Annotated in this window: 23 protein-coding genes; 13 read left to right on the top strand and 10 right to left on the bottom strand. The window is 47.1% G+C overall.

The window, feature by feature from the left end; genetic code table 11:
- Positions 1–81: 81 nt before the first annotated feature.
- Positions 82–1,122 (top strand): PA0069 family radical SAM protein, encoded by a 1,041-nt coding sequence (locus RT717_RS11840; RefSeq protein WP_317491950.1) that lies wholly within the window; start codon positions 82–84, stop codon positions 1,120–1,122.
- Positions 1,123–1,297: 175 nt separating this feature from the next.
- On the opposite strand, the gene RT717_RS11835 is transcribed toward RT717_RS11840, so the two are convergent.
- Entirely contained in the window at positions 1,298–1,663 is a 366-nt protein-coding gene (locus tag RT717_RS11835; RefSeq protein WP_317491949.1) for a methylglyoxal synthase, read from the bottom strand.
- A 110-nt stretch (positions 1,664–1,773) separates the two neighbouring features.
- Here RT717_RS11835 and RT717_RS11830 point away from each other — a divergent pair, with 110 nt between their 5' ends.
- Genes RT717_RS11830 through RT717_RS11815 form a run of 4 tightly spaced genes read left to right on the top strand, consistent with a single transcriptional unit; the run spans position 1,774 to position 5,906 of the window.
- Complete coding sequence (locus RT717_RS11830; protein ID WP_317491948.1) at positions 1,774–2,493, top strand: C39 family peptidase; 720 nt, start codon at positions 1,774–1,776, stop codon at positions 2,491–2,493.
- Positions 2,490–3,950 (top strand): RimK family protein, encoded by a 1,461-nt coding sequence (locus RT717_RS11825; protein WP_317491947.1) that lies wholly within the window; start codon positions 2,490–2,492, stop codon positions 3,948–3,950. The genes RT717_RS11830 and RT717_RS11825 overlap by 4 nt, the downstream gene beginning before the upstream one ends.
- Before the next feature lie 4 nt (positions 3,951–3,954).
- A complete protein-coding gene (locus tag RT717_RS11820) occupies positions 3,955–5,196 on the top strand; it encodes a carboxylate-amine ligase (protein WP_317491946.1) in 1,242 nt (413 codons plus the stop codon).
- A complete protein-coding gene (locus RT717_RS11815) occupies positions 5,193–5,906 on the top strand; it encodes an N-formylglutamate amidohydrolase (RefSeq protein WP_317491945.1) in 714 nt (237 codons plus the stop codon). Before RT717_RS11820 ends, RT717_RS11815 begins: the two co-directional genes overlap by 4 nt.
- Before the next feature lie 4 nt (positions 5,907–5,910).
- Here RT717_RS11815 and RT717_RS11810 read toward each other — a convergent pair whose 3' ends face one another.
- On the bottom strand, positions 5,911–6,567 hold the full coding sequence (locus tag RT717_RS11810) for an ankyrin repeat domain-containing protein (protein WP_317491944.1): 657 nt from the start codon (positions 6,565–6,567) through the stop codon (positions 5,911–5,913).
- A 123-nt stretch (positions 6,568–6,690) separates the two neighbouring features.
- Between RT717_RS11810 and RT717_RS11805 the strand changes: the two genes are divergently transcribed.
- Complete coding sequence (locus tag RT717_RS11805) at positions 6,691–7,287, top strand: YkgJ family cysteine cluster protein (RefSeq protein WP_317491943.1); 597 nt, start codon at positions 6,691–6,693, stop codon at positions 7,285–7,287.
- Positions 7,288–7,336: 49 nt separating this feature from the next.
- Here RT717_RS11805 and RT717_RS11800 read toward each other — a convergent pair whose 3' ends face one another.
- Both RT717_RS11800 and RT717_RS11795 read right to left on the bottom strand, forming a co-directional pair.
- Positions 7,337–7,540 (bottom strand): hypothetical protein, encoded by a 204-nt coding sequence (locus RT717_RS11800; RefSeq protein ID WP_317491942.1) that lies wholly within the window; start codon positions 7,538–7,540, stop codon positions 7,337–7,339.
- A 74-nt stretch (positions 7,541–7,614) separates the two neighbouring features.
- Positions 7,615–7,968 (bottom strand): hypothetical protein, encoded by a 354-nt coding sequence (locus RT717_RS11795; protein ID WP_317491941.1) that lies wholly within the window; start codon positions 7,966–7,968, stop codon positions 7,615–7,617.
- A 130-nt stretch (positions 7,969–8,098) separates the two neighbouring features.
- Here RT717_RS11795 and RT717_RS11790 point away from each other — a divergent pair, with 130 nt between their 5' ends.
- Both RT717_RS11790 and RT717_RS11785 read left to right on the top strand, forming a co-directional pair.
- Positions 8,099–9,121 (top strand): alcohol dehydrogenase catalytic domain-containing protein, encoded by a 1,023-nt coding sequence (locus RT717_RS11790; protein WP_317491940.1) that lies wholly within the window; start codon positions 8,099–8,101, stop codon positions 9,119–9,121.
- A gap of 13 nt (positions 9,122–9,134) precedes the next feature.
- A complete protein-coding gene (locus RT717_RS11785) occupies positions 9,135–9,902 on the top strand; it encodes a type III pantothenate kinase (RefSeq protein WP_317491939.1) in 768 nt (255 codons plus the stop codon).
- An 11-nt stretch (positions 9,903–9,913) separates the two neighbouring features.
- Here RT717_RS11785 and RT717_RS11780 read toward each other — a convergent pair whose 3' ends face one another.
- Positions 9,914–11,065 carry a tetratricopeptide repeat protein gene (locus tag RT717_RS11780; RefSeq protein ID WP_317491938.1) on the bottom strand — a complete coding sequence of 384 codons (1,152 nt, stop codon included), beginning with the start codon at positions 11,063–11,065 and terminating at the stop codon, positions 9,914–9,916.
- Between the two features lie 188 nt (positions 11,066–11,253).
- Here RT717_RS11780 and RT717_RS11775 point away from each other — a divergent pair, with 188 nt between their 5' ends.
- Complete coding sequence (locus RT717_RS11775) at positions 11,254–11,781, top strand: hypothetical protein (RefSeq protein WP_317491937.1); 528 nt, start codon at positions 11,254–11,256, stop codon at positions 11,779–11,781.
- A gap of 109 nt (positions 11,782–11,890) precedes the next feature.
- On the opposite strand, the gene RT717_RS11770 is transcribed toward RT717_RS11775, so the two are convergent.
- The 5 genes from RT717_RS11770 to RT717_RS11750 are packed head-to-tail and all read right to left on the bottom strand — an operon-like array spanning position 11,891 to position 20,012.
- Entirely contained in the window at positions 11,891–14,308 is a 2,418-nt protein-coding gene (locus tag RT717_RS11770; protein WP_317491936.1) for a M43 family zinc metalloprotease, read from the bottom strand.
- A gap of 6 nt (positions 14,309–14,314) precedes the next feature.
- The gene (locus RT717_RS11765; RefSeq protein WP_317491935.1) at positions 14,315–14,803 is read right to left on the bottom strand and encodes a hypothetical protein; all 489 of its coding nucleotides are present in this window, start codon (positions 14,801–14,803) and stop codon (positions 14,315–14,317) included.
- A gap of 3 nt (positions 14,804–14,806) precedes the next feature.
- A complete protein-coding gene (locus tag RT717_RS11760; RefSeq protein ID WP_317491934.1) occupies positions 14,807–15,604 on the bottom strand; it encodes a hypothetical protein in 798 nt (265 codons plus the stop codon).
- A gap of 5 nt (positions 15,605–15,609) precedes the next feature.
- Positions 15,610–16,968: a RagB/SusD family nutrient uptake outer membrane protein gene (locus RT717_RS11755; protein ID WP_317491933.1), complete on the bottom strand. Its 1,359-nt coding sequence runs from the start codon at positions 16,966–16,968 to the stop codon at positions 15,610–15,612.
- An 11-nt stretch (positions 16,969–16,979) separates the two neighbouring features.
- Complete coding sequence (locus RT717_RS11750; RefSeq protein ID WP_317491932.1) at positions 16,980–20,012, bottom strand: SusC/RagA family TonB-linked outer membrane protein; 3,033 nt, start codon at positions 20,010–20,012, stop codon at positions 16,980–16,982.
- A 250-nt stretch (positions 20,013–20,262) separates the two neighbouring features.
- Between RT717_RS11750 and RT717_RS11745 the strand changes: the two genes are divergently transcribed.
- From RT717_RS11745 to RT717_RS11730, 4 genes are all read left to right on the top strand, one after another.
- The gene (locus tag RT717_RS11745) at positions 20,263–20,793 is read left to right on the top strand and encodes a hypothetical protein (protein ID WP_317491931.1); all 531 of its coding nucleotides are present in this window, start codon (positions 20,263–20,265) and stop codon (positions 20,791–20,793) included.
- An 86-nt stretch (positions 20,794–20,879) separates the two neighbouring features.
- Entirely contained in the window at positions 20,880–23,285 is a 2,406-nt protein-coding gene (locus tag RT717_RS11740; protein WP_317491930.1) for a TonB-dependent receptor, read from the top strand.
- 151 nt (positions 23,286–23,436) lie between these two features.
- Positions 23,437–25,140, top strand: a complete 1,704-nt coding sequence (locus tag RT717_RS11735; protein WP_317491929.1) for a glutamine--tRNA ligase/YqeY domain fusion protein — start codon at positions 23,437–23,439, stop codon at positions 25,138–25,140.
- A 294-nt stretch (positions 25,141–25,434) separates the two neighbouring features.
- The gene (locus RT717_RS11730) at positions 25,435–25,890 is read left to right on the top strand and encodes an Hsp20/alpha crystallin family protein (RefSeq protein ID WP_317491928.1); all 456 of its coding nucleotides are present in this window, start codon (positions 25,435–25,437) and stop codon (positions 25,888–25,890) included.
- Positions 25,891–25,948: the final 58 nt, after the last annotated feature.

The following is a 25,948-nucleotide window of genomic DNA, read 5'->3' as shown; positions in this document are numbered from 1 at the left end:
TTTCTTCGGGTGTAAAATATTTAGTAGCAGATGCAGGTTTAACTTAAGATACTAATTATATTGGGCTAATAAAATTAGTAAATGAAAGGAAGAGGAACAGGTTTGCAGCCTAACAACAGGTTTGCCAGTCAGGAGAGAGGCAATTACCACGAAGAGGGAATTGATGAACAGTTGCTTCAGGAAAGAGTGCCCACCGAATACATAGTCGAGCACCCTAAGACTGTGATGAGTAAGAACGAAAGCCCTGATATTCCTTTTACCTATTCCATTAACCCGTATCAGGGTTGCGAGCATGGTTGCATTTACTGCTATGCCCGCAATTCGCATGAATACTGGGGATATAATATGGGATTGGACTTCGAACGAAAAATCGTCGTGAAGCCTGACGCTCCCAGGCTGCTGGAAAAATCTTTCCTGAGCCCTTCATGGAAGCCCCAGGTAGTAATGCTTTCAGGCAACACCGATTGCTATCAACCAGCGGAAAGGAAGTATGGCATTACGAGAGAATTACTGAAGGTCTTCCAAAAATATGGGAATCCGCTGGGCATTATTACCAAGAACGCACTGATCGAAAGGGATTTGGACGTGCTGTCGGACCTTGCCTCGGAGAACCTTGTTCACGTGATTTTCACGATTACGTCGCTGGATGAGGAATTAAGAAGGGTGTTAGAGCCGAGAACTTCGCATCCGCTGAAGAAACTGAAGGTGATGGAGAAGTTGACTCAGAGGGGTATTCCCTGTGGGGTGATGATGGGGCCAATTATACCCGGCCTCAACAATACGGAGATTCCAAGGATACTGAAGCTTTCGTCAGAATATGGGGCGCTGACATCCACTTTTACCCTTGTTAGGCTCAACGGTCAACTGGGGATTCTATTCAGGGAGTGGCTGGAAACACATTTTCCCGACAGGGCTGCCAAGGTGTGGAACCAAATCTGCTCGATTCATGACGGTCAGGTGAACGACAGCGAGTTTGGTCGCAGGATGAGGGGAGAAGGGCCGCTGGCTGAAAGCATTCATGCAATGTTCTCAAAAATGCAGAGCAAGTATTTCAAAGACAAAAAAATGCCGGACTACGATTTTACTCGCTTCCGGCGCAAAGGGGTACTTAACCTCTTTTGATCAGAACCAGACTATATCAACTTTGACACATTCAAAAAATCTGCCTGTTTTACAATCATGAGGCCTAAGCCGGGCGTCCCAAAGAGGACAGCCAGATTTTTCTCCTGACTTTCCTTAGGGGCGGGGTAAATCAGGAGAAAAATCACAAGCTGCTTCACCTGTCAAAGTAGAGCCATCAGGCCTTCTTGATTGCCTTTAGAAAAAGGTTGGCGGCTGCTGGATTGGTGGCCAGGGGGATGTTGTGAACATCACAAATCCTCATCAGCATCTGAACATCGGGCTCGTGTGGGTGCTTGTCGAGCGGGTCTCTGAAAAAGATGACCATATCCAGGTTTTTTTCCGCCGCCATGGCTGCAATTTGAGCATCCCCCCCAAGCGGGCCCGATAACATTTTGTGAACTTGCAAGCCAGCATTTTCAATATGCCGGCCTGTGGTACCCGTGGCAATCAGTTCAATGCCTCCGAGCAACTCCTTGTTGCCAAGCAGAAAAGCGACCATTTCTGGTTTTTTACCGTCGTGTGCTATCAGTGCTAATTTCATAACTTCTTTGTGTTGGGGGTAAAGTTACCCTTTCAGTAAAATAATTAGCGTTTGTTCACATTAAAATCTGACTAGTTTAAGTAATCTTTGATGTGCGAACCCATGAACGTATGCACTCAAAAATTTCTTATTTCAAAATACTGAACCAGCCAGATGACGAAACATGCGGCCCAACCAGTCTGCATGCGGTTTACAACTATTATCACGATTTTATCAATCTGCAGCAGGTAATAGATGAGGTAACATTTTTGGAAGAAGGTGGCACCTTGGGTAACCTATTAGGCATTCATGCGCTGAAAAGGGGGTATAAGGCGAAAATGCATTCTTATAACCTCAATGTTTTTGACCCTGTTTGGTCCACGCTGACGCACGATGAGCTGATTGAGAAACTAAAAGCCCAGCTCAAGTATAAAAGAGGTAAGAAATTTGAAAATGCTACCCACTCATATATCGAGTTTCTGACCAGAGGCGGTGAAATTGCTTTTGAGGATTTAACGGTGGACTTAATCAGGAAGTACCTCGACAGAAGACGCCCTATCCTCACGGGCTTGAGCGCTACTTACCTGTACGATTGCAAAAGAGAATACGCCAACGACGAGGGTCGCTCGGTTTACGACGACCTGAAAGGATACCCCATGGGGCATTTCGTAGTGCTTACTGCCATCGACGAAAACGGAATTGTTTCGGTGTCCGATCCCTATCAGGAAAACCCACTTTCGGGAGAGAACGAATATAAAGTCGACGTGCACAGGCTTATCAACTCCATTTTGTTGGGTATTGTGACCTATGATGCTAACTTGTTGATTTTAGAACCGACAGATAAAGAATGAGAAAAATTGTTGTTATCAACAACCCTAAAGACTGGCAGCTTAACATTGAAGGAGTAGAGGTGGTGGCAGTTAGATCTTACCTTACCAACCCTCAATACGCTGACATAAAGAACGTTAGAATTTTCAATCTGGCCCGAAACTACTGGTACCAATCGGCGGGATATTACGTCTCACTGCTGGCTGAGGCCAGGGGGCAGAAAGTGATCCCCAGTGTAACAACGATTCAGGATTTGAAGTCAAGCACCATCGTGAGGGTGATCACCGACGAAATTGATGAATTGATTCAGAAGAGCCTATCCAAGATCAAATCGAACCAGTTTGCCCTGAGTATTTACTTTGGCAAGAATCTCAGCCCTCAATACGATACACTAAGTAAAGCGCTGTACAACCTGTTTCAGGCACCAATTCTCAGGGCTCAATTTCAGTTTCAGAAAAAATGGGTATTACAGGGCATAAGCCCCATTTCAGTAAAGGAAATACCGGAAAGCCACAAGCCGTTTCTCGAGGAGTCTGCTAACGAATACTTTAAGAAAAAGCGCTATGATGGAAAACGTAGCTCCAAAACCATCTACGATTTGGCAATTTTGGTCAATCCAAATGAAAAGGCACCACCTTCGGACAAAAAGGCTATCCAAAAATTTATCGACATAGGGGAGGAATTGGGCTTTTATGCTGATCTTATCACCAAGGAGGACTATAGCAGGGTCTCTGAGTATGATGCGCTGTTCATCAGAGAGACTACCGCTGTCAATCACCACACCTACCGCTTTGCCAGGCGGGCTTTTGCAGACGGCATACCGGTGATTGACGACCCCATCTCGATTATGCGATGCACCAATAAGGTGTTTTTAGCAGAAACATTGGGCAAAGCTAAAATTTCGACACCAAGGACAGTCATTGTACACAAAGACAACCGAAATGATCTGGAGGCGATGCTGGGCTTTCCTATTGTGCTCAAGCAGCCGGACAGCGCCTTTTCTGTGGGAGTGATGAAGGCAGTTGACCGAAAGAGCCTGGACGAGATACTCGACAAAATGCTCAGTGATTCGGATTTGGTTATCGCACAGGAGTTTTTGCCTACTGACTATGACTGGCGTATTGGCATTTTGGATAACAAGCCGTTGTACGCTTGTAAGTATTATATGGCGAAGGATCATTGGCAGATATACAATTGGACGAAATCGAAAACTGACGATCAGTACGGCAATGCAGAAACAATGCCTGTAGAAAAAGTGCCGGAAATTGTTCTCGAGACTTCTTTAAAAGCCGCCAACCTGATAGGAAGTGGACTGTACGGCGTGGATATCAAGCAGAAAGGGAATAGCGTTTATATCATCGAAGTGAATGACAACCCGAGCCTTGATCATGGCATAGAAGACTACTGTTTGAAGGATGAGCTTTACAGGAAAGTGCTGGGTTCCCTTTTACGGAGAATAGAGCAAAAGAAAACCCTCTAAGTCTATGGCGGAGCAGAAGCGAAACTTACACTTGTTCGACGGGTTTGGGGTGGAAATGGAGTATATGATCGTTTCCAGAAAGGGTCTCAATGTCCTGCCAATAGCTGACAAGCTTTTCAAGCAAGTGACTGGGGAGTTTGTTGCAGATGTGTATCGGGGGGGCATAGCCTGGTCTAACGAATTGGTGTCTCACGTAATCGAGATCAAGACCAATGGACCAACAGCCACACTCAACGGCCTCGACAAGCCATTTCACGAAAACATCCAGGAAATCAACAGGCTTTTGGCACCTTTCGATGCCATGCTGCTTCCCGGCGGTGCACATCCCTGGATGGATCCGTACAAGGAAACGGTTATCTGGCCACACGAGAACAACGATATCTACGAGCTTTACAACCGCATCTTCGACTGCCGTGGGCACGGATGGAGCAATTTGCAAAGCACCCATATCAACCTGCCTTTTCAGGGGGATGAGGAGTTTGCCAGGCTGCATGCCGCCATCAGGGTGTTGCTGCCCATCATTCCGGCATTAACTGCATCGTCGCCCATATTGGATGGTAAACTGAGCGGCTTCGTCGACACGAGGCTGGAGACCTACCGCCACAATCAGGAGAAGGTGCCGTCTATTGCTGGGAAAGTAGTGCCGGAACAATTGTTCACTCAAGCCGAATACGACAAGCAAATTTTTCAGCGAATCAGAGGAGATATCAACAGCTACGATACCGACGGCATTTTGGATCAATATTTCCTGAATTCAAGAGGGGCTATTGCGAGGTTCGACCGTGGTGCCATTGAAATCCGAATTATAGATATACAGGAATGCCCGGCAGCAGATATCGCTGTGCTGCAAGTCATTGTGGCCCTGCTAAAGGAACTCGTGAACGAAACGCTATGTAGCTTCGAAGAGCAAAAGAGCTGGCATGAAGACGATTTGGCTGCCATTTTTTTGAGTGTTGTGAAAGAGGGGAGCAACTATACCATCACCAATAGACAATACCTGAAGCTTTTTGGGATGGAGCAAAAGGCGGCTACTGCTGCCAAATGTTGGGAGCATTTAGTTAACATGGCCGACAAGGATCAATCGAATGCCATCGTAAGAGCTATCATAGCACAGGGAAACCTGTCGGAACGAATGATTAAGCACCTGGGACAGAGCTTTAGTCATGAAGCCTTACTTGGTCTTTACGAAGAGCTGGCAGGCTGTCTCGAAAACAACACAATGTTTTTGCCGTCGGCCAAAAGATGAGTAAGGTAAAATTCATATTGACCTGCGAGCATGGCGGCAATGAAATTCCCGAGGAGTATGAGTACCTGTTCAACAAAACACCGGAGGTGCTGAAGACCCACAGAGGGCTTGATATTGGTGCTTTGGCATTATTCGAGCAGTTGAAAGCGATAAAGGCCGATAGTTCTTATTTCTCAACCACCTCACGGCTGCTTGTCGAGCTCAACCGGTCACGCAATCATAAGTCGTTATTTTCTGAATACACCAAACCGCTACAAAAAATAGTCAGGCGGCATATTTTGACCAAGTATTATACACCTTACCGAAACACCGTTTATGCTCAGATATACAAATGGGTAAGCAAGGGCAATAGGGTGGTGCATATTTCGGTGCACACCTTCACCCCAATATTTGAAGGGAAGGAAAGAAAGGTTGACATCGGGCTGCTTTTCGATCCGAAAAAGAAACCTGAGAAAGAGTTTTGTGGTCAATGGAAGAGTGAAATGAAATCACTCAGTGATATGTTTGCAGTGAAGTTTAACGAGCCCTACCTGGGCAAGTCCGATGGCTTTACCACCTTCTTAAGGAAGGAATTTGACAGCTCGTCCTACACTGGGATAGAATTGGAGGTCAATCAGAAGTTCTACATTGCCGGCGGTCATCAATGGCCTGAGGACATTCTGAAATTGATTTTAAATAGCTATAAGGCTATGGTAAAGAAGGTTGGGTAACCGGCTAACTCAATGTCTTAAGATAGGCTACCAACTCATCGTAGTTTTTCTCCAGTGCATAATCGGTTGGGGTTTTCCCGCTTTCATCTGCAATTTTATGGTCAGCTCCGGCAGCTATAAGTATTCTGACGATTTCCAGGCTTCCGTTGTGGGAGGCTGAATGAATGGGACGAATGCCTTTTTGCTGGGAGAGGTTCACGTTGGCACCAGCGGCTATCAGCAGATTTACAATGGGCACACTCGAAATGGCGCAGGCCGAGTGAATGGGTGCCACCCGAAAGTCGTTGTTGGCAGCAATGTTCGCATCAGCGCCAGTTTCTATCAGATAGGCGGCCAGATTTACGTGCCCAAAGAAACAGGCAAGCCCAAGCGGCGTAAATCCATCTGCGGAAAAGGAGTTCAACACCTCTGGTGCTTTATGAAGCTGCTCTTTCACAGTCTCTAATTCTCCAATGCAGCAGGCTTCGTGAATAGTGACATCGTCAAGATATGCCCGTATTGTTCTTATGGCTTCCAGGTTTCTGTAATAGGCAGCAAATGTGACCAACGACACGCCCATGGAAGTGGTGAGGCGAGCTTTTTCCGGGCTTTGTTTTAGTGCAACAGCTAATTGTTCATTCGCTCCGGAGGAAATATGGTTTTGAATTTGATCGAGCGGCATGGCCTGAAGTTTTGAGACGAAATTGGACAGAGTAGGCTCTTTGGCTTCTGCTTATACTTTATTTATCGCAATACGCACAACCGATTGATTCAATGCGTAGTTTTGCAACTATATAGCAATTATTTGTCAATATATAAGAAAGTTGCCGCTGTTGAAAGGGTTTTCGACGGCCTGCAAAAAGAGATTAGCGCCTTCCAGGCACAATCATCCTTAAAATGCCTTACCGGCTGCGGAAAGTGCTGTACCAAGTCTGATCTTACCGCCACAATTCTGGAGTTTCTCCCATTGGCCTATCACCTCTACAAAACCGACAAAGCCGAGGAGATGCTTGCTAAAATGAATGAAGAAAGCGAATCGACTGTTTGTCATTTGTTCAATCCATTGGTAGTTGGTGCTGGTTCAGGCTTTTGTGGCAACTATAAATACCGGGGCCTCATTTGCCGACTGTTTGGCTATGCGGCTTCCCGGGATAAAAATGGACAGAAGAAGCTTGTTACATGCCAATTGATCAAAGCTGATCAGCCAGTACCGTATCAAACAACGGTGGGAGCCATCAGTGACGGAACCATGGCTGTGCCAATGATGTCCGACTATCAGTCACAGCTGATGGGGATAGACTGGGAGCTGGGTAGCAAGTTTTATCCTGTCAACACGGCTATCAGAAAGGCTGTTGAAATGGTTTTATTTTACTACCAGTTTAGGGGGCGGAGAGCAAGCTAGAAGGGCTGGTTAAGATACAAGTAAAAAGGCCCGTTTAGGGCCTTTCTTATTACTGGATAGAGTCAGTCTGAACAATTTCGGTTGAATCCGATGCCAGCGTGCTGTCAGCCGGTGAAATTTCCTCCATCACCACAGTAGAGGTTTCAAGGGTTGTGGAGTCAGCTGCTGCTTCAGCGGTTTCCGTTTTGGTTGATTGACAAGAACAAATTGCAATGAAACTGGTCATAGCCAGCAACATAAGCGTCTTTTTCATATTAGGTTTTGATTTAGGACGCAAATGTATGAGTAAGTTATTTCACTTAATGCAATGGTGGATATAATTATTTTTTAATCGATATCGTCGTCAAATCCCTGGTTGTAAGACGGGTCGCTTGAAGAGTCATCAGCATCGTCAGCATCGTCCGCCCCGGCAACTTCATCTACGTCGTCTGCGCCCGCATCAAACCCATCATCGTCATCGTCGTCGGCAGGTGTGGCTTTACTCTTCATCGATTCAAGCGGTACCTTAATAAGGTAGTTGGCTTCCTCAGTTTCCAGAGGTACAGCAAAATAGGTTTCATTTTGTGCGTTTGTGAGCCTGATCACATTGCCGGTAAATCCAGAAGGGTAGGCCTCCAGAAGCAGGTCCTTCATCGCCTGATCCAGCTTCTCATAACTTTTGATTACTCTCTTTTTGTCCATTTGAAATAAACAGTACGGGCTTTTGAATTTTGATGTAATTATAAATCGTTTACACCACTATTTGTCAAGCATTTTCGATAATTTTTTCGACAAGTAGCTTAAAATTTAAATTTAGGCATATTTTGCAGCCATGAACGAACAACGAGAGGCTGGTGGAAGGGCCTGGCAAATGGTCAAAGCCGGAAGTATGGACAGGCTGCTAAAGGTGGAAACGACGATAGCCGAGCCGGATGATAGCAGTGTGTTGGTGGCCGTTAAGGCGATAGGCTTAAACTTTGCCGACATTTTTGCCATGCTGGGTATTTACAGCGCCACTCCTAAAGGGACTTTCGTACCCGGGCTGGAGTTTTCGGGCGAAATACTTCGAGTGGGTAAAAATGTGACCAAATTCAAAGCAGGCGACAGGGTGATGGGAGTGACTCGCTTCGGTGCTTACACAACGCATATTGTACAGTCCCCTGACTACCTCAGCCCAATTCCAAAAGCGTGGTCGTTCGAAGAAGGGGCTGCATATTTGGTGCAGGCTTTAACCGCCTACTACTCACTTTTTTCATTGGGCGATATTCAAAAAGGCTACAAAATTCTGATTCACAGTGCTGCCGGGGGCGTCGGCATACTGGCAAACCGCATCGCAAAAAAGATGGATGCGTACACCGTCGGAACGATTGGGTTACCTGGCAAGAAAGACCTTCTCATCAGCGAGGGTTACGATGAGGTGCTGGTGAGAGACGAATCATTTGAAACTAAACTGGAAGCGACGGCAAAAGAACGTCCGTTCAATATGGTGCTGGAATGCATAGGAGGGAAGGTGCTGGACATGAGCTACAATGCCATGGCCGCTCAGGGCAGAATGATTATCTACGGATCGGCGCATTTCGCCGAAACCGGTAGCAAGCTCAATCCAATAAAACTTGCTTTGAAGTTTTTGCGCCGACCAAAAATAGACCCGCTCAAGCTCATTAGCGACAACAAATCGGTGATGGGCTTTAATTTGATCTGGCTGTATGAGAAAAAGGAGATTTTGCAATATTCGCTTGGTGAGCTGGAGAAGCTGGAGATTGGGCCGCCCATGGTTGGTCATACCTTTGGTTTCGATGAAATGAAGGAAGCGATTGCCCTTTTCAAAGTGGAAAAACAACAGGCAAGGTGGTGATAACGGTAGCATAATGGAACTGGTTGTAGACATAGGTAATTCAGATGTTGTTTTTGGTTTGTTTACACAGGAAGAGCCCCGGCTTGTTTTCAGAACCCCGTCACAACGTGACCTGCCTGCTTCCGAGTACGAAAAGAGAATCAGGGCCTGGTTTCTCGAAAACGCACTTAGCTATTCTGATATTAGTGGAATAATAATTAGCAGCGTAGTTCCCAACCTCACACCTGTGATGGAGGAAGTGGTGGAGAGGTTATTTTCTGTGCAACCGTTGCTTGCTGGTCCGGCCATTTACAAGGGCCTTAGCCTGAAAATAAAGAATCCCTATGAGATAGGTTCTGATCTGGTAGCCAATGCTACGGCCGCCTTTACCTATCACCAGTCGGCAGCTATTGTCGTCGACTTTGGCACCGCTTTGTCATTTACGGTTGTGTCAGCAAAAGGAGAAATACTGGGAGTAAACATCGCTCCGGGGATCAAGACTGCCATGAAGTCTCTTTTTCAGGAAACGGCACAGCTACCAATAATCCCCCTTGAGTACCCAACGACCTTCATCGGTCGGGACACGGTTCAGGCGATTCAGGCTGGCATCCTTGTGGGCTATGTGGGGTTGGTCAAAGAGGTGATCAATAAAATCAAAGAGCAGGAGCCTGGTGAATCATTTAAGGTGATTGCCACTGGTGGGCTATCACTTGTGCTGGAGCCGCTGAAGGAAGTTTTTGATCAGACTGATCCTCACCTCACATTAAAGGGACTGCACCTGATGTACCAAAAGCAATTTTGATGCGGCCCTGTTTAGTTGTTGCAAATTGATTCGATCGGTTTCACGGCTTCTTTCACACCCAAGCGTCCAGCTTTCATCAAGTCCTTGCAAGCCTCATCGGTTTCGCCTGTTTTGCTCAGTGCAATACCACGATTGAAATAAGCAGTGCCGTAGTTGATGTCGATGGCCAGATAAAGGTTGTAGAACGAAATAGCGTCTTCATACTTTTCTTCCAGAAAAAGTATGTTGGCCAGGTGTAAATAGGCTTTTTCGGAAAACCCAGACAAGGACACCACCCGTAACAACTCATCTTCAGCTTTTTCCAGTAATCCCACTTTCCCATAGCAAATAGCCCTGTTCATCAACCAGTCGGGGTCAGAAGGAACGATCTCCAGGGCCCTGGAATAGTAATTTATCGCTTCGTCATATTGCTCTCTGTTGTGGGCGTCAAACCCCATTTGCGCCAGCAGCTCCGGCACCATGATTTCAGTGACGATGTTCTCGTTTTTTTTCAGGTATTTCCTGGCTCTGGCAGCGTCGAGTGTAAACAAGTTGATCAGAGCGGTTTGGTTGTCAGGGTTCTTGACCAAAGCAGCCTCATAGTCAGCAATGGCCTTGGATTCCCTGCCCAGCTTCTGAAGTGCCAATCCCCGATTGACCAGGTAGTCGGACGCCCCGCCGGATATGCTGACGGCACTGTCAAGATCCCTCATGCCAGCCTGCTCTTGTTGCAAAGCAGCGAAGGCCAGCCCTCTGTAGAGATAGTACTCAGCGTTGAGTTGATTGTCGGCGGTGATGTTTACTTCGCCGGAAGGAGAGTAGCGATAGAAGATTGCCTTTGTTTCTTCGGACGAACCATTGCTTGCAATTAAACTATTGAGTTGTGCAATGCAGTCTTCGTGAAGGTTGAGTTTGTAGAGACAAACCGCCCTCCGAAACAGGGCGCCTTCAAAAACAGGTTGAAGATCGATGGCTTTTTCGTAAGCATAAAGTGCCCTGGCAAAATCATCTATTGCTTCGTAGCTGCTTCCCTGGGAAAAATACACATCGGCCACTTGCGGATTGTAGTGGACAGAAGAGTCAAAAGCAGACGTTGATTCAATAAAATGACCGCTTCGTTGAAGTTGCAGACCACTTTGGTAGAATTTATTAGCAATTTCTTCTGACTGTTTTCTATTTTGCACAGGATTGGTTTGAGCAGACACTGTAATTGGCCTGAGAAAGACGAGAATACAAAGGGCGATATAATTGGTGCTACTCATAAACGACTCCCAAAATAATTTTTAAATTTAATAAATAGAGGCGTTTGCCCGGGTGTTTGTTATACCTCTAAAATAGAGAACGAAATCGTGAGGAAATTAAATTCAACTATATGAAAAGAAGACTACTATTAATGGGACTCGCTGGCCTGGTGTTGCTGGCATCTTGCGGAAAGGACGACGAGCCAAGGGTTCCAGATCCATTAGAGGGCAAATGGCTGCTGTCAGAGTTTCAGCTGACCAATGCGCCTGTAGAGTTCACTTCCTGGGAGGGAGCGGTGCTTCCGTTGGGACAACTGGTTACCTGGGAAAATTATCAGATTGAGTTTTTGGCTGACAATACGTTTAAGAGAAGAATATTTTTGCCTGGAGCCGATTCAACCGACGACGGTGTATGGGCGAAAGACGGTGAAACGCTGACAATTACATCGAATGACTCCGGTGCGATTGAGGAAGAATACAATATTGAAAATGTTGATGAGGTAGAACTGATTTGGAGTGAGGCGGTTTCGCTAAGACTAATCAAAGATGCTGTTGCTGACACTCTGACTCAGGCATATGTTGACAGTTTGACTGACGCTGAATTTGATGCGCTGTTTGTTCCGGTGAATATTACGCTCAACTACGTTTTTGCAAAGTAGATATTAGCTTTCCAGCGGATCGGATACCTTTAATAGGGCCAAATTGGTCCGTAAAATAGATTTAGAATGAGATGAAATGAGGGCATGTTAACAGCATGCTCTCATTCGTTTACCTCACAATCAGCTTCTTTCTGTGAAGCTCGGTTCCTGCCCTAATCTCCATAATTACCGCACCTCTCATCCCAGGCAGTTCCAATTTTTCCTGAAATGCCGTACCTGACTTCATCCATTGGCGAGAGAAAAGTTTCTGACCCAGCACATTGTATACAGTAGCACTCACCTGTCCAATATGTGCATTGGAGAATGCGAGTGTAACGGCTCCATCCACTGCAGGGTTAGGGTAAATCGTCAGTTCAGTAGTCTCCGGTTGTGGAACGGAGGTGACGTCACGCACGTAGATCGTGATTTCTGCTTCAGAAACGCAGAGATCGCCACCGCTGGCCAGTACTTTGTAAGTCGCCGTCTTCGTGGGCTTGCCTATTACTGTTGGACCTAGCGTTGTAGTCAGGCTGCCCTCTGTAGACTCCCACTGAAATATGGAGGCGCCGGTGGCGCTCAGGGTAACGGGCTCTCCTGGGTTCACAATCAACTTATTTGTTTTCAGCTGCACCGAGGCGTCCATCCCCACTTTGGGCACCATTTGGTGGCTCATCGTGAGTCCCCACGAAGTACTGAACGGGCTCCAATTCCCATCACTGTCTTTTTCCCATGCCGTTGGTATAGCCACCTCGCTGTCTCTGGAGCTTATCAATGCCAAAGTATCACCTCCTCCATAATCTAGCTCAATGCCTACATGGAAGCCAACACCGAACAAGGGTACTCGTCGTCCAAAAACAATACTGGTTGGTTTGTTGGCGGCAATGTCATCAGCAATTTCCCTGATCAAGATTTCCCGCTGTTCCAGAATGGCCCCGGGGCTGCTTTGCGGGCCCCTGGCATTCCACACTACTACACGTGCTGTGGCTTCGGGATCGGCAAAGACGGCTTTCCCAAAATGAATAGACACACCGCTAAGGTTTTCGTAGCCAGGCTTGTTCTCAAAAAACTCCGAGATCGCCGAGGTTCTGATACTATTGTGCCCCGACAGGTAACCCTTCGGGTTGGACAGTGGATTGTCTTTATAAATCGTTGGCAGGGGCTGGATGGTTGGTGTTGATGTTCCAAAATTGTCGAGCGAACTGCAAACTCCTTCGCTGGAAACGACGATGTAGTTTTCTCTTGTCAAAGTGTCGGCAATGCCATATTCGTTGGATACAACTAGTTTCACGGCATAGCTACCCTCGGCGGTGTATTTGATAAAAGGGTTTTTCTCGCTTGACAGAGTAGGAGTGCCTCCTTCAAAAATCCACGACCACTTTGTGGGGAAATTAGAGGAGAGGTCTGTAAAACGAATGCTGCCGTCACGGAGCGAAAGCTGCTTGTCTGCTGTGAAGTCAGGAACGGGGGCTGCCGCTACCAGCTCGCCACAGACCTGCGAGTTTATCAGCGACTTTCGCCGTGGGCTAAGCTCCATCACCGCAAGAATTCTCGATTTCTGCCCCTTGGTAAAGATATTCATACAGGCATCGTCAGAATAGTCCATATAGTTTTGCACCATATCCACAGAACCACAAGAAGTTTTGCCTGCCGGGCACCCTCTGGTAGGTTCGGCAGCTTCGGGAGTGTCTGTCACAAAATCGTCGGAACCACATGGCCCGTCGCCCCAAATGTGGCGCAGACCTAACCAGTGACCGACTTCGTGTGTCAATGTCCGGCCTTTGTTGTAGGGAGGCGACATCACCGAAAAACTGCCTTTTTCTGATGACCCAAAGCTGGAATACCTCACCACCACACCGTCAGTGGAAGCTGATCCGCCGCTTGTTGGAAGGCCTGTAAGTGCTGATTCGCTTGGGAACTGCGCATATCCCAGTAATAGCTCACTTTCCCCTTCAAAGTCAACCGTCCAAATATTGAGATAGTCGTTGGGATTCCAGATGGTATTCGGCTTGAGGAAACCCTCGATGTCGGTGCGAGTCCAGGCGGCTTTATTGCCATTGTATCTGTGAATACCCGCTTCTGACAGCTCAACGCCGTTGGGGCCAAGCGATGCCAGGCAAAATTCAATTTCGATATCGGCACCTACCGGATTATTATTGAAACCATTGGTGCCGGTCGCCCTTCTGAAATCTTCGTTCAGTACCTCAAGTTGAGAGGCCACTTGCGCTGCACTAATGTTGCGACCCTGACCGATTTGCTCTCCATTGTGGACGACATGCACCACAACGGGAAGTGTAATAATACCTGCAAAGCCCCTGCCGCTGGCTTGTTGCAACTCTATTTCTTTCGTCTTCTGCTGAATCCTCGTTTCAAAATCAAGCCTGTTGCGCATGTCAGCATATTTCAGCTGATTCAGGCTGTCTTGCTCCATCGTTTCGCAGGTCCGCATGGGAGGGTTGGGCTCAGTTTCTTGCTGAACCTGGTACACATTGTCGGAAAACCCGGTGAGCAACAAGGCTATGCAAGCGACGATAGATATTGAAAACCTCATTTTGTCTTAGTCTTGGGTTTTTACTGCCTGAAGTACGAAACGATAGCTGCCGCCATCAAAGAAAATTTCCATTGAAAGCCGGTCGTCTTTGAGGCTTTTTACAATGAAGGGAAGCCGGGTGTCGATTGAAAGGATAGGTAATATCATTTCCAGGGTGGCATTGGCATTGGAAAAAGCCCAAATATCAGTCACTACTATATCTCCCTCCGATTCATCACATTTGGTAGCGCCATTCTGTACCTCGAACTTCTTTTCTTCATTCGCATAAAAGACATACCTGTCGTCAAAAGCGCAGTCATTGTCTTGCACGGGAATATTTTGCGTGGGTGCGCCATCCTCGAGAATGGAAATACCTGTCAATCTCCAGGTTTTGGACACCTTGCCTGTAAGGAGTTGCGAGTAGGTGAAAGGTTCCGGCTCAAATTGCTCTCTGCATGAAAAAAGGGCGGGCAGAAGCAAGCAAGTGATATATGCAGATAGTCGAATTCTTTTCATCACCTATTGTCGTTTAAATGTTACCGTTTGAGGCTCAATATCCTCCACGTCCACAAATTCTATAGTGAGGGTGATCTCACCCGTCAATGGATTAACTATACCCGACCCACGTATTGTTGCCTGGTCTTCTACCAGCGTTTGTTCTTCCTGTTCCGGTATAGTGAGGGTATTGTCGAAGTTGTCGTTGAAAATGAGGTCTCTTTCTGTGCTGGAATTGAAAATAGGCAGATTAATATCCCAGTTGGAAAGAAAGTATTCATCACAGTCCGCACTGGTGATGCGAATGTCTTCGATAGGAACTGTATTAGAAGGGCCGTACCCTGTGTAATAGCCTCCAAGAATACAATCATCAAAAATGGTAAATGTCAATGTTCTGCCGATTTCACTGTCGCCTTGTCCGATGGCTAAATCGACCGGAGAAACACCCTCCAGGGTAAATATGATGTCCTGCGATTCCAGGATGTTGTTGGCGTTATTGATCAGACGAATGGTGATATAACCAAAACTTTCGTTGGCTGGAATTTCCACGATGCCCTTTTCGCTCAAAACCTCGTAGTCAATGCCCTCCCGGGCATCCCCGGCAATTGAGTAGCTCATCTGTATTTTTTCGCTTCGTTGCGGGCCTACCAGATGCACCGAGAGCGCTATGTCCTCGCTGTAGCTTTCAAGCTCTGAAGCAGTTTCCTCTGTGAACCTAACATGATACGGCCCCTTGAAAATTAACCTCTCAGGCTCACACCCGGCCAAACACCACATAAAAGCGGCCGCTATCACCCATCTGTATGTTTTCAATTTGCTCATAGGTATCAGTAGCCTGGGTTTTGTGCGCCCTGAAGCGCTGGGTTATACTGAATTTCTCTTAGTGGAATAGGCCACAACTCAAACTTGTCCTGCCAGTTGGTGTTGAAGGCTGTCATCACCACTTTTGCCCTTCCTGTTCTTACCAGATCGTACCAGCGGTGGCCTTCGTAGGCCAGCTCGTACAGTCTTTCTCTCTCAATTACCTGAAGTATCTGCTCTCTTGAATTGGCTACAGCCGGAGCGCCATTGGCCCGGTTTCTCAGTACGTTAACATCTTCAAGCGCACTACCGCTTCCGAAAAGCTTGTTTTGCTGTGCCCTTGCTTCGGCCCTTATCAGATACATTTCACCCAGGCGGAATATGATGATGTTGTTATTATCTTCATCGGCTGTGCCGTATTTGGCGACAGACCAGCCATTGTCAACGCCGCCCAGTTCGGAAAGATCAAATGAAATATTACTGAACCGGTCGCCGGCCTCATCATTGTTCAGTGCAACCACCGTTTGATTGCTTGGAATGATTTCTCTCCTTCCTCTGAAGAGGTCGTTAAGCCCATAGTTGGCATCTGTGCCGGGGTCGTCGTTCACCGTGTAGCCAACTTCAAGTATTGCCTCGTCGGTAAAGTCGCTGAGCACAATGTCGCTGTAGTCGTCAACAAGCGTGTAGTTCTCGCTATCGATGATTTGAGAAGTCAGCGCCTCAGCTTCGGCCCAGTTTTGCTGATAAAGGGCAAGCCTGGCTCTCGCTGCTACCACGGCACTTTGGCTAACAAAGCCTGCATTTACCGGGCTTTCCGGAAGAGCGTCGCCGGAGGCAGCCGCATAGTCCGCTTCAATAAATGCGAGCAAATCTTCAACGCTTGACCTGGGCACATTTCTGTTTGATTCAAGGTCTGAGGTAGTGGTGATGGGCATTGCGCCAAAAGTATACACCCCAACGAAATAGGCGTAGCCTCTCAGGAAACGTGCGGTGGCTGTGACTTCGTTTCGCTCGGCTTCAGTTACACCCGGCACTCCCGGCAGTTTTTCGAGGATGAAATTGGCGACATAGATGGTGCGGTAGATGCTTCCCCACAGCGCAGCGGCTGAAGCATTGGTTGACGTAATCTGCTTATTGGAGAACTCCCGGTACTGATTGAATGTGCCAATATGAATCAGCATGTCGGCAGTCATATCGCCGGCAATAACCTTCGGCGCTGCAATGCCTCTGAAGGCACCGTAAAGCCCAATTTCGACAGAAGGTACATCTTTGGCCTCATTGAGCGCCAGGTCGTCTATCAAAAGAGCGACGGGCTCAGGATCAAGAAAATTGGTACAGCCAAAGCCTGTAACCAGGAACAATATGATCAATGTTGCTTTTTTCATTTTCTTAGCTCCTAAAATTTCACGTTAATACCCAGCATCATTGTTTTTACCTGCGGCAAAGTAAAGAAGTCGATTCCCTGCGCTGTGGTGGAGCCGTCAAGTGTGCTCACCTCAGGATCGTTGCCCGTATAATTTGTCCATGTAAACACGTTGGTGGCCGAGCCGTAGATCCTTATGCTCTGCGCCTTTATTTTTTCTACGTAGCGTATCGGAAGATTATAGCCAAGCGAGATGTTTTTTACCCTGAGAAATGAGCCGTCTTCAAGAAACCGGTTGCTGTGCCAGTTGTTCTGCGTGTTTCCCAGTTCATACCGTGGCACATCGGTGATGTCGCCGGGCTTTTGCCATCTGTCGAGGGCCTTTCGAACCTGATTGTTATTGATGTCCTCCCCAGAGTTTAGCAGGGCAGAGTTGCTGAAGTTAAGTAGTTCATTTCCATAACTAAACTGAATGAAAACACTCAAATCGAATCCCCGGTAGGAGAGGTTGTTGGTTATTCCCCCAACGAAATCGGGCTGTGCCGTGCCTATCACCTTGCCATCATCCGGGCTGATTTGTCCATCTCCGTTGATGTCCTCATAAATGGCATCGCCAGTGGCTGGGTCAACACCAAGGAAGTTGAGACCCCAAAACGTGCCGAGAGGATACCCTGGCTTTACAATATTGGTATTGCCGGCGCCATTGGCAGTGTAACCACGAAACAGGGGCAAGGTGTCGGCCAGAGATTTTACGAGGTTGTCGTTTTTGGCAATATTGAGGTTGGTCGACCAGCGAAAGTCGCCATCAAAGTTGATGCTGTTAACCGATAGCTCCACTCCGAGGTTCGACACTTCTCCAATGTTTCCCTGAATGCTTCCAAAGCCTGTCGTCAGTGGTATTGGCTGGCTGAACAGTAGTTTGCTGGTCAGGTTGCTGTAGCCATCCACGCTTGTTTGCAGGCGGCCGCTAAAAAGGGAGAGGTCAATGCCAACGTTGGCTTCTCGGGTCACTTCCCACTGGAGGTCGGGGTTTTCCAGGTTGGCGGGAGCTGTTCCAGTCACCCCATTGTAAGTGGTGGAGGCGAAGGTGCCCAAGAAGGCAAAGTCGCCTATTCTTTCGTTGCCGGTAAAGCCATAGCTACCCCGGACTTTCAGGTCATCAACAATGGTGTTTTTAGGAAAAAAGGCTTCGTTGGTGATCCGGTACCCAGCCGAAACCGAAGGGAAGAGACCAAATCGGTTGTTGGTGCCGAACCTTGAGGAACCATCGTATCGAGTGGTGACGCTGGCAAAATATTTTTCTTTGTAGTCGTAGCGGGCTTCTGCAAAATAGGAGTTAAGCCCGCTGTTCACTTTGTCTGAACTTCCGGCATCCACAATACCAGCAGAGGTGATATAGGTAAAGTCATCGCTGGGAAAAAGCCTTCCCTGAACAAAGTTGGAGGTTTCCGTCCGCTGTAGGAATTCTGTGCCGGCAGTTGCATTGATGACGTGGTCCCCAAAAGTCTGATTGTACGTAACAGTGTTGGTGTTAATATAGGTAACGTAAGTGCCGGTAGAGTTAACACCGTAGCCAAGGCCACCTACTGAAGCCAGAAAGCCACCAATGGCAGTGCTCGATGGCTCAAATTGATCTTCGGCCACGTCGTTATAGTCTACACTGAATTTAGCTCTGGCTCTGAAATGTTCGTTGAACTGATACTCGCTGAATACACCAACAAGCACCTTCAGGGTATTCGTTTGGAATCGGGGCAACACTGCCTGTCCCACAGGGTTGAAATTAGGGAAACCGGCGTAGTTAGAGTTACCCGGCCCGATAATATTGCCTTTTTCGTCAAACGGAAAGTAATATGGGAGACTCTTAACGGCACCTGAATAAACACCGTCAAGGAAATTGTCACCTTTGATTCGATCATTTCGGGTCTTGGAAATGGTGAGGTTGTTGCCAAACTTGAGTTTATCGGTCACTTTGTGGTCGATGTTAAGCGTGCCGGCAAACCTTAGGAACTGGTTGTTCAGAATGACGCCTTCTTCGCCCCGGTAGTTGAAACTTGAGTAGAAGCTAGTCTGCTCATCGCCACCACTGATACTCATTTGGTATTGCTCCATGATCGCCTGGCGGGTCACCTGGTCAATCCAGTCTGTATTCACAGCATCTGTCACACCTTTAATAATCCCAGACTCGTCAGGGTTCTGTCCCGCATTGGTGATGGCCTCCCGCTGAAGAGTCACCAACTCTTCTGATGAGAGTAAGTCGAGCTTGTTGGTGAGGTCGATAACACCCCTTTGCACATCAAAGGTCACGGAGGTCTTGGCACCTTTGCTACCTCTTTTTGTGGTAATTAACACGACGCCGTTGGCTGCTCTGCTACCATAGATAGCTTTGGCCGATGCATCCTTTAATACTTGAAATGACTCAATATCGTTAGGGTTCAGCGTAGAGAGCGCATTGTCGTTCTGCCCTCCGAAGCTTCTAAGTGCCAGGGCTCCATCTTCTACCGGCACACCATCAATGATAAACAACGGCCTGTTCGAAGCTGAAATGGAGGTGTTTCCTCTCACCCTCACAGTGATGCCGCCGCCAGGCGTTCCCGATGACTGTGTCACCTGTACTCCGGCCGCTTTGCCTTGAAGTGCCTGGTCTAAGCTCACTACCGGTAGGTTTTTGATGTCTTCGGCGGAAACAGACGCTATGGCTCCAATAATATCTCTTTTCTTTACATAAGAATAGCCCGTCACAATGACCTCGTTGAGCTGGCGGGCGTCTTCTTCCAGCTTCACATCAATTGTGGCTGCTGCCGTCACGGGCATTTCCTTCGTCAGGTAGCCTATGTATGAAAAAACAAGCACGTCGTTTGTGCCACCCACTTCAAGCCTGTAATTTCCTTCAATGTCGGTGATGGTTCCCGTGGTGGTTCCTTTGATATAGATGTTTACCCCCGGAAGTGAGAAATTGTCGATGTCAGTTACCTGGCCGGTAATGACTCTTGATTGGGCTTGTGAGCTGGTTGGGGCAACTAAAAGCAGTGTCAGACCAGAGAAAACCAAAAGTAGTAGATGCTTCATTCAATGCTTAACAGGTGTAAAACCAGGACCAAAGTACAAACCCCTCGAAATTAAATAAGTTTTAGAGTTTCCTCTATAATGGCATAAAACATTCTTGGGTATTCAAACCCTCATTCAATAAACTCAATTTTACCTTTGATAATCAAGCAAAGCACTTGAAATAATGTGTATTTGATTTGATAGTAAACCCAATTACATTGCCTGCATCACCGTTGGCGCTCCGGCCGAACGGGAATTCGCACACTGTATATTGAAAAGGTTACTGGCCATATTTCTTCTTCTTTGTATTTCAGCTCCCTTCTGGCTGAACTACTCAATTTTCTATTGGAGCAGGATGAATATTCAGGCCGATGTGATCGAGAGAATTTTTGAGGGACTGGGCGAGTCAGAACAAACGGTGCTTAAGCTATCCAAACAAGAGGCTGAAAAGGAGCTTGTTTGGGAGCACAGCAAAGAGTTTCGCTACAAAGGGCAATTCTATGATATTATCTCCGTGCAGGAGTTGCCTGATTCGGTTTACTACACCTGCTATTGGGACAAAGAAGAAACTTTTATTACCGACGTCTTTGAGGGGATACTGTTTGAAGAATTGACACACGATTTTCAGGATGACAATGCAGCCAGTCACCTTGTTCAGGTGATTAAAACGCCCTACAAACTGGATCAATTTAGCTGGTCAGCACTTGGCCAGCTGCGCCAACCTGGAAAATACGAGCCAATCCATCTATTTTACAGCTCAAAATACGCAAGCACTCCGAGCCCACCACCCAAATCAGTTTGATTTCTGCATTTTAGTCAAGGCCTGGCCTCTTCTGAAGAATTGGTGCCAGCGCTTATTTGTATTTCGATTAAACTGACTATCATAATATGAGAAGACTGATACTGTCATGCCTGCTCACAAGCCTGGTGCTGGTGAGCTATGCGCAGATTTTAACAATAAAAGACAAAGAGAATAATGAACCTTTAGAGTTGGTGACACTCTACAGTGAAGCGCCAAGGGCTACCGCCATGACCAATTCGTCAGGAATGGTCGACATTTCTGAGTTTGAGGGAGCTGATAAAATAGAAGTCAGGCTGGTAGGCTACAATCGGATTGTTAGCTCTTATGCTGAGCTGGCGGCTGGTGATCGGGTTTTGGTGATGGAGCCTTCCAATATTTCGCTGGATCAGGTTGTGGTTTCTGCCAGCAAATGGAGCCAGTCGACAAGGGATGTGCCTGTGCACATTGCTACTATTACGCCCAAGGATGCTGCCCTGCTCAATCCGCAAACTGCAGCGGACTTGCTTGGAGCCTCTGGCCAGGTTTTTATCCAAAAAAGCCAGCAGGGTGGAGGAAGCCCTATGATCCGGGGTTTTGCCACCAACAGGCTTTTGCTCACAGTGGATGGCGTACGCATGAATACCGCCATTTTCAGAGGTGGAAACTTGCAAAACGTTATTTCGCTGGATCCTTTTGCCACTGAAAATACTGAGGTATTCTTTGGCCCCGGGTCTGTTATTTATGGAAGTGACGCCATTGGTGGTGTGATGAGTTTCACAACGCTCACACCACACCTTAGCCTTAACGAGGAAACGCTTGCTAAAGGAAGTGCTGCCACCCGGTTTTCATCTGCCAACGGTGAAAAGACGGCGCATTTGGACTTCAATGTCGGATGGAAGAAGTGGTCGTCGGTGACCAGCTTTTCTTACAATGACTACGGCGACCTGCGAATGGGTACCAAGGGGCCCGACGACTACCTCAGGCCTTTTTATGTGCAGCGAATCGATAGTGTGGACCGGGTAGTGACCAACGATAATCCACTTGTGCAGCGGCCAAGCGGCTACCAGCAAACCAACATGATGCAGAAGCTGCGTTTTGCTCCTAACAAAAGGTGGGACGTGGTTTACGCATTTCACTACTCTGAAACTTCTGACTACGCCCGTTACGACAGGCATATCCGTTATAAAAAGGGACTGCCCAGGTACGGGGAATGGTCGTACGGCCCGCAGAAGTGGATGATGAACAACCTGACTACCTCCTATACCACCAATACGGGGTTATTTGACCAGGTCACACTTAGGTTGGCGCATCAGTTTTTTGAAGAAAGCCGGATTGACCGGGATATTAATGGCTCAACTCGGGCCATCCGTATTGAAAAGGTAAACGCCTATTCTGCCAATCTCGATTTTTCCAAATCGCTCTTAGCCGGACAAAAACTCTTTTATGGCCTGGAGATGATTTACGACAAAGTGGACTCTGAAGGAATGGACGAGAATATTTCGACTGGAGAGAAAGCCGTTGGCCCTGCAAGGTACCCACAGTCCGATTGGTCGTCGTATGCGGCTTATGCCACTTACCAGAATCGATTGAGTGACCTGCTCCTTGTGCAAGCTGGTGCCCGCTTCAATAGCTTTGGACTGAATGCTACGTTCGATAGTTCATTTTACCCATTTCCGTTTTCAACGGCTGACTTGAACAATGGTGCCTTGACCGGAAGTGTCGGCGTGGTGCTGACGCCAGGTGAGAAGCTGTCAATCAGTGCCAACCTTTCCACTGGCTTCCGTTCCCCGAATGTGGATGACGTTGGCAAGGTGTTCGACTCAGAGCCAGGGGCGGTGGTAGTGCCCAACCCTGATCTTGAAGCAGAGTATGCTTACAATGCTGAGGTGGGTGTGGCAAAGGTATTTGGTGACTTCCTCAAGTTGGATGCTACTGCCTTCTACACAGTGCTTTCGAATGCCCTCGTGCGCCGGGACTTTACGCTAAATGGTCTCGACAGCATCGTATACGACGGCGAGCTGAGCCAGGTGCAAGCCATTCAAAATGCTGCCAGAGCCACCGTTTATGGTTTTCAGGCGGGCCTTGAAGTTAAATTGCCTGAGGGTTTCACTGTGTCGTCCCGCTACAATGTGCAAGTTGGAGAAGAGGAGTTGGATGATGGATCGAAAAGCCCCTCCAGGCATGCTGCGCCGGCTTTTGGCGTCAGCCATTTTATGTATGGTGTGAAAAACCTGAAACTGGACTTTTACGCTCAATACAGTGGGGGTGTAGGCTTTGCCGACATGCCTGAGGAGGAAAAAGGAAAGACGGAGATTTATGCGGCAGATAAGGAAGGAAACACTTATTCACCATCGTGGTATACACTTAACTTTAAAGTGAGCCAGAAAATATCCGATGATATTATCATTTCCGGTGGTATCGAAAACCTGACCGACCAACGCTATAAGCCCTATTCGTCAGGAATGGCTGGTGCAGGGAGGAATTTTATTATTTCACTCAGGACAAGTTTTTAAGTCCTCCAGTGGTTCGCCTGAAGCTGTCTTGTGCAGGCAGTCGCCAAACGGCTTCAGGCTTTTCTTTTTCTATAGCATCTTAGTCAGCGCAAATTACCTTGGTTGCAGAATATTGCTTTAATTTGCAGCTTTTAAAACACAGGTTGGGCTCATGGCTGAAAACACGGAAGAAAAGAAAGAATTGATCAACTTTATTCATCAAATCATTGAGGATGATAACAAAACGGGAAAGTTTGCCGGTAAGGTACACACTCGTTTTCCTCCCGAGCCCAATGGTTACCTGCATATTGGCCATGCCAAGTCAATTTGCCTCAATTTTGGAACTGCCAAGAAATACAATGGGCTTTGTAACCTAAGGTTTGATGATACCAATCCGACGAAGGAAAGCGATGAATATGTAAACTCCATCATGGAGGACGTAAAGTGGCTTGGATTCGATTGGGAAGAAAGGCGTTATCATGCTTCCGACTACTTTGATCAACTTTACGAATACGCACAGCAGCTGATAAAGAAAGGCAAAGCTTATGTGGATAGCCTTTCTTCGGAGGATTTCGCTAAAAACTATAAAGGAACTCCTACAAAAGCTGGCAAGAACAGCCCGTTCAGAGAAAGATCGGTCGAAGAAAATCTGGACTTGTTTGAGAGGATGCGCAAGGGTGAGTTTCCTGATGGTGCGCATGTCGTTAGGGCAAAAATAGACATGGCGCATCCAAACATGCACATGCGTGACCCATCTATGTACCGCATCAAACATGCCCACCACCACCGCACTGGCGACAAATGGCATATCTACCCCATGTACGACTTTGCGCATGGCCTTTCGGACAGCATTGAGGGCATCACACATTCCTTGTGCACGCTTGAGTTTGAGGTACACAGACCGTTGTACGACTGGTTCATTGATGAATTGGGTGTGTACCACCCTCAACAGATCGAGTTTGCCAGGCTTAATCTCAATTATACAGTGATGAGCAAGCGCAAGCTGCTTGAACTGGTGGAGGAGAAGCACGTCGACGGATGGAACGATCCCCGGCTTCCAACGATATCGGGCTTGAGACGAAGGGGGTATACGCCTTCGTCTATTCGCACCTTTGCTGACAGGATTGGCGTGGCCAAAAGAGATAATATCATTGATGTTGGCCTGCTTGAATGGAGTGTACGGGAAGACCTTAACAAAATCGCTCCAAGGAAAATGGGGGTTTTGAAGCCGTTGAAGGTGATTATCACTAATTATCCTGAGAACAAAGAAGAATTAATGGATGCCACCAACAACCCCGAGGATCCGGAAGGCGGCACCAGGAAGCTTCCTTTTTCAAGAGAGATTTATATAGAGCAGTCGGACTTTATGGAAGACCCACCGAAGAAATTCTTCAGGATGGGGCCCGGTCGGGAAGTGAGGCTGAAGTATGCGTATATCATCGAGTGTGTTGATTTTAAGAAAGACCCTGCTACCGGAGAGATTCTCGAAGTTTATTGTACCTACGATCCACTAACCAAAAGTGGCGAAGACCAAACTGGTAAGAAGGTGAAAAGCACCCTCAGTTGGGTTTCTGCCAGGCATGCCTACAAAACAGAGGTGCGCCTTTACGACCGATTGTTCAATGTGGAAGATCCTTCGGACGTAGAAGAGGGAGAGGACTGGAAAAAGAACATCAACCCGGGCTCTCTTGAGATCATTGACGCTGCTGCGCTGGAGCCATCGCTCGCTAAGGCTGAAGCAGGTGTTGGTTACCAATTTGAGAGACAAGGATATTTTACAGTTGACACCAAATACTCAACGGCTGACAAACTGGTGTTCAATCGAACCGTAACGCTCAAAGACGATTGGGCCAAGATTCAGCAGGCAGGTAGTTAGGCGTGTAAGCGAAACAATTGTAACTAGCCCTTTTCGAAAGAAGAGGGCTTTTTTGTTGAGTGCGTTTTTTTTAGTATTCCTAAAACTGATTTTTTGAACCCTGCAGCCTCGGATTGATAGCTCGAGGAAATTATTGTCATTGTTAATAAAGACATTTTGTCATTATTTTACTTAAAATCATCTGTAATCAAGACATTATGTCTTGATTTTATTCGTTTTTTCGCCTTTTTCTGCGTTGGCATTCCTCTTGTATAGTTGGTGTCATAGATGTTCAACTAAAAACTTTAGAGAGATATGAAACTAATTAGAAGAAACCCCAATTTGTTCCCAGAGTTTCCAAGCGTGTTTGACAGCTTCTTAGGAAGGGATTTGTTCGATTTTGAAAATGGACTGGTAAATTCTCCAGGTGCAAGTGTACCTGCCGTGAATGTGAAGGAAACCGAAGAAGGTTTTGATGTGGAAGTGGCTGCGCCGGGCTTCAACAAGAAAGATTTTCATGTTGAGGTTAACAACAACCTGTTGACGATTTCATCTGAAAAAGAGACAAAAAATGAGCAAAAGGACGAAAAGGGTCGCTACACAAGAAGGGAATTCGGCTACAGCTCATTCAAAAGAAGCTTCACGCTTCCTGAAAATGTGGTAAATGCAGAAAAAATTGGAGCAACTTACGAAAATGGCATACTTCATGTTAGTATACCTAAGCGTGAGGAAGCCAAACCAAAGCCTGTAAGGCAAATTGCGATTGCTTAAATATTATTGACATAATTGAATGGAAAGCAGGCCGTCATTGATGGCCTGCTTTTTTATT

Origin of the sequence: Imperialibacter roseus, from assembly GCF_032999765.1 — a bacterium.
GTDB classification, from domain to species: Bacteria; Bacteroidota; Bacteroidia; order Cytophagales; family Cyclobacteriaceae; genus Imperialibacter; species Imperialibacter roseus.
The sequence above is the reverse complement of the archived record's forward strand: the minus strand, read 5'-3'. Positions and strand labels throughout refer to the sequence as shown.

Excerpts from the sequence above, each read along its gene's own strand:
- RT717_RS11835 (WP_317491949.1), bottom strand. The coding sequence starts at position 1,663 with ATGAAATTAGCACTGATAGCACACGACGGTAAAAAACCAGAAATGGTC.
- RT717_RS11830 (WP_317491948.1), top strand. The coding sequence starts at position 1,774 with ATGCACTCAAAAATTTCTTATTTCAAAATACTGAACCAGCCAGATGAC.
- RT717_RS11800 (WP_317491942.1), bottom strand. The coding sequence starts at position 7,540 with ATGAAAAAGACGCTTATGTTGCTGGCTATGACCAGTTTCATTGCAATT.
- RT717_RS11765 (WP_317491935.1), bottom strand. The coding sequence starts at position 14,803 with ATGAAAAGAATTCGACTATCTGCATATATCACTTGCTTGCTTCTGCCC.
- RT717_RS11735 (WP_317491929.1), top strand. The coding sequence starts at position 23,437 with ATGGCTGAAAACACGGAAGAAAAGAAAGAATTGATCAACTTTATTCAT.
- RT717_RS11775 (WP_317491937.1), top strand. The coding sequence starts at position 11,254 with ATGAAAAGAAGACTACTATTAATGGGACTCGCTGGCCTGGTGTTGCTG.
- RT717_RS11740 (WP_317491930.1), top strand. The coding sequence starts at position 20,880 with ATGAGAAGACTGATACTGTCATGCCTGCTCACAAGCCTGGTGCTGGTG.
- RT717_RS11810 (WP_317491944.1), bottom strand. The coding sequence starts at position 6,567 with ATGCCGCTCGATCAAATTCAAAACCATATTTCCTCCGGAGCGAATGAA.
- RT717_RS11760 (WP_317491934.1), bottom strand. The coding sequence starts at position 15,604 with ATGAGCAAATTGAAAACATACAGATGGGTGATAGCGGCCGCTTTTATG.
- RT717_RS11770 (WP_317491936.1), bottom strand. The coding sequence starts at position 14,308 with ATGAGGTTTTCAATATCTATCGTCGCTTGCATAGCCTTGTTGCTCACC.
- RT717_RS11840 (WP_317491950.1), top strand. The coding sequence starts at position 82 with ATGAAAGGAAGAGGAACAGGTTTGCAGCCTAACAACAGGTTTGCCAGT.
- RT717_RS11750 (WP_317491932.1), bottom strand. The coding sequence starts at position 20,012 with ATGAAGCATCTACTACTTTTGGTTTTCTCTGGTCTGACACTGCTTTTA.
- RT717_RS11815 (WP_317491945.1), top strand. The coding sequence starts at position 5,193 with ATGAGTAAGGTAAAATTCATATTGACCTGCGAGCATGGCGGCAATGAA.
- RT717_RS11795 (WP_317491941.1), bottom strand. The coding sequence starts at position 7,968 with ATGGACAAAAAGAGAGTAATCAAAAGTTATGAGAAGCTGGATCAGGCG.
- RT717_RS11755 (WP_317491933.1), bottom strand. The coding sequence starts at position 16,968 with ATGAAAAAAGCAACATTGATCATATTGTTCCTGGTTACAGGCTTTGGC.
- RT717_RS11785 (WP_317491939.1), top strand. The coding sequence starts at position 9,135 with ATGGAACTGGTTGTAGACATAGGTAATTCAGATGTTGTTTTTGGTTTG.
- RT717_RS11730 (WP_317491928.1), top strand. The coding sequence starts at position 25,435 with ATGAAACTAATTAGAAGAAACCCCAATTTGTTCCCAGAGTTTCCAAGC.
- RT717_RS11825 (WP_317491947.1), top strand. The coding sequence starts at position 2,490 with ATGAGAAAAATTGTTGTTATCAACAACCCTAAAGACTGGCAGCTTAAC.
- RT717_RS11790 (WP_317491940.1), top strand. The coding sequence starts at position 8,099 with ATGAACGAACAACGAGAGGCTGGTGGAAGGGCCTGGCAAATGGTCAAA.
- RT717_RS11820 (WP_317491946.1), top strand. The coding sequence starts at position 3,955 with ATGGCGGAGCAGAAGCGAAACTTACACTTGTTCGACGGGTTTGGGGTG.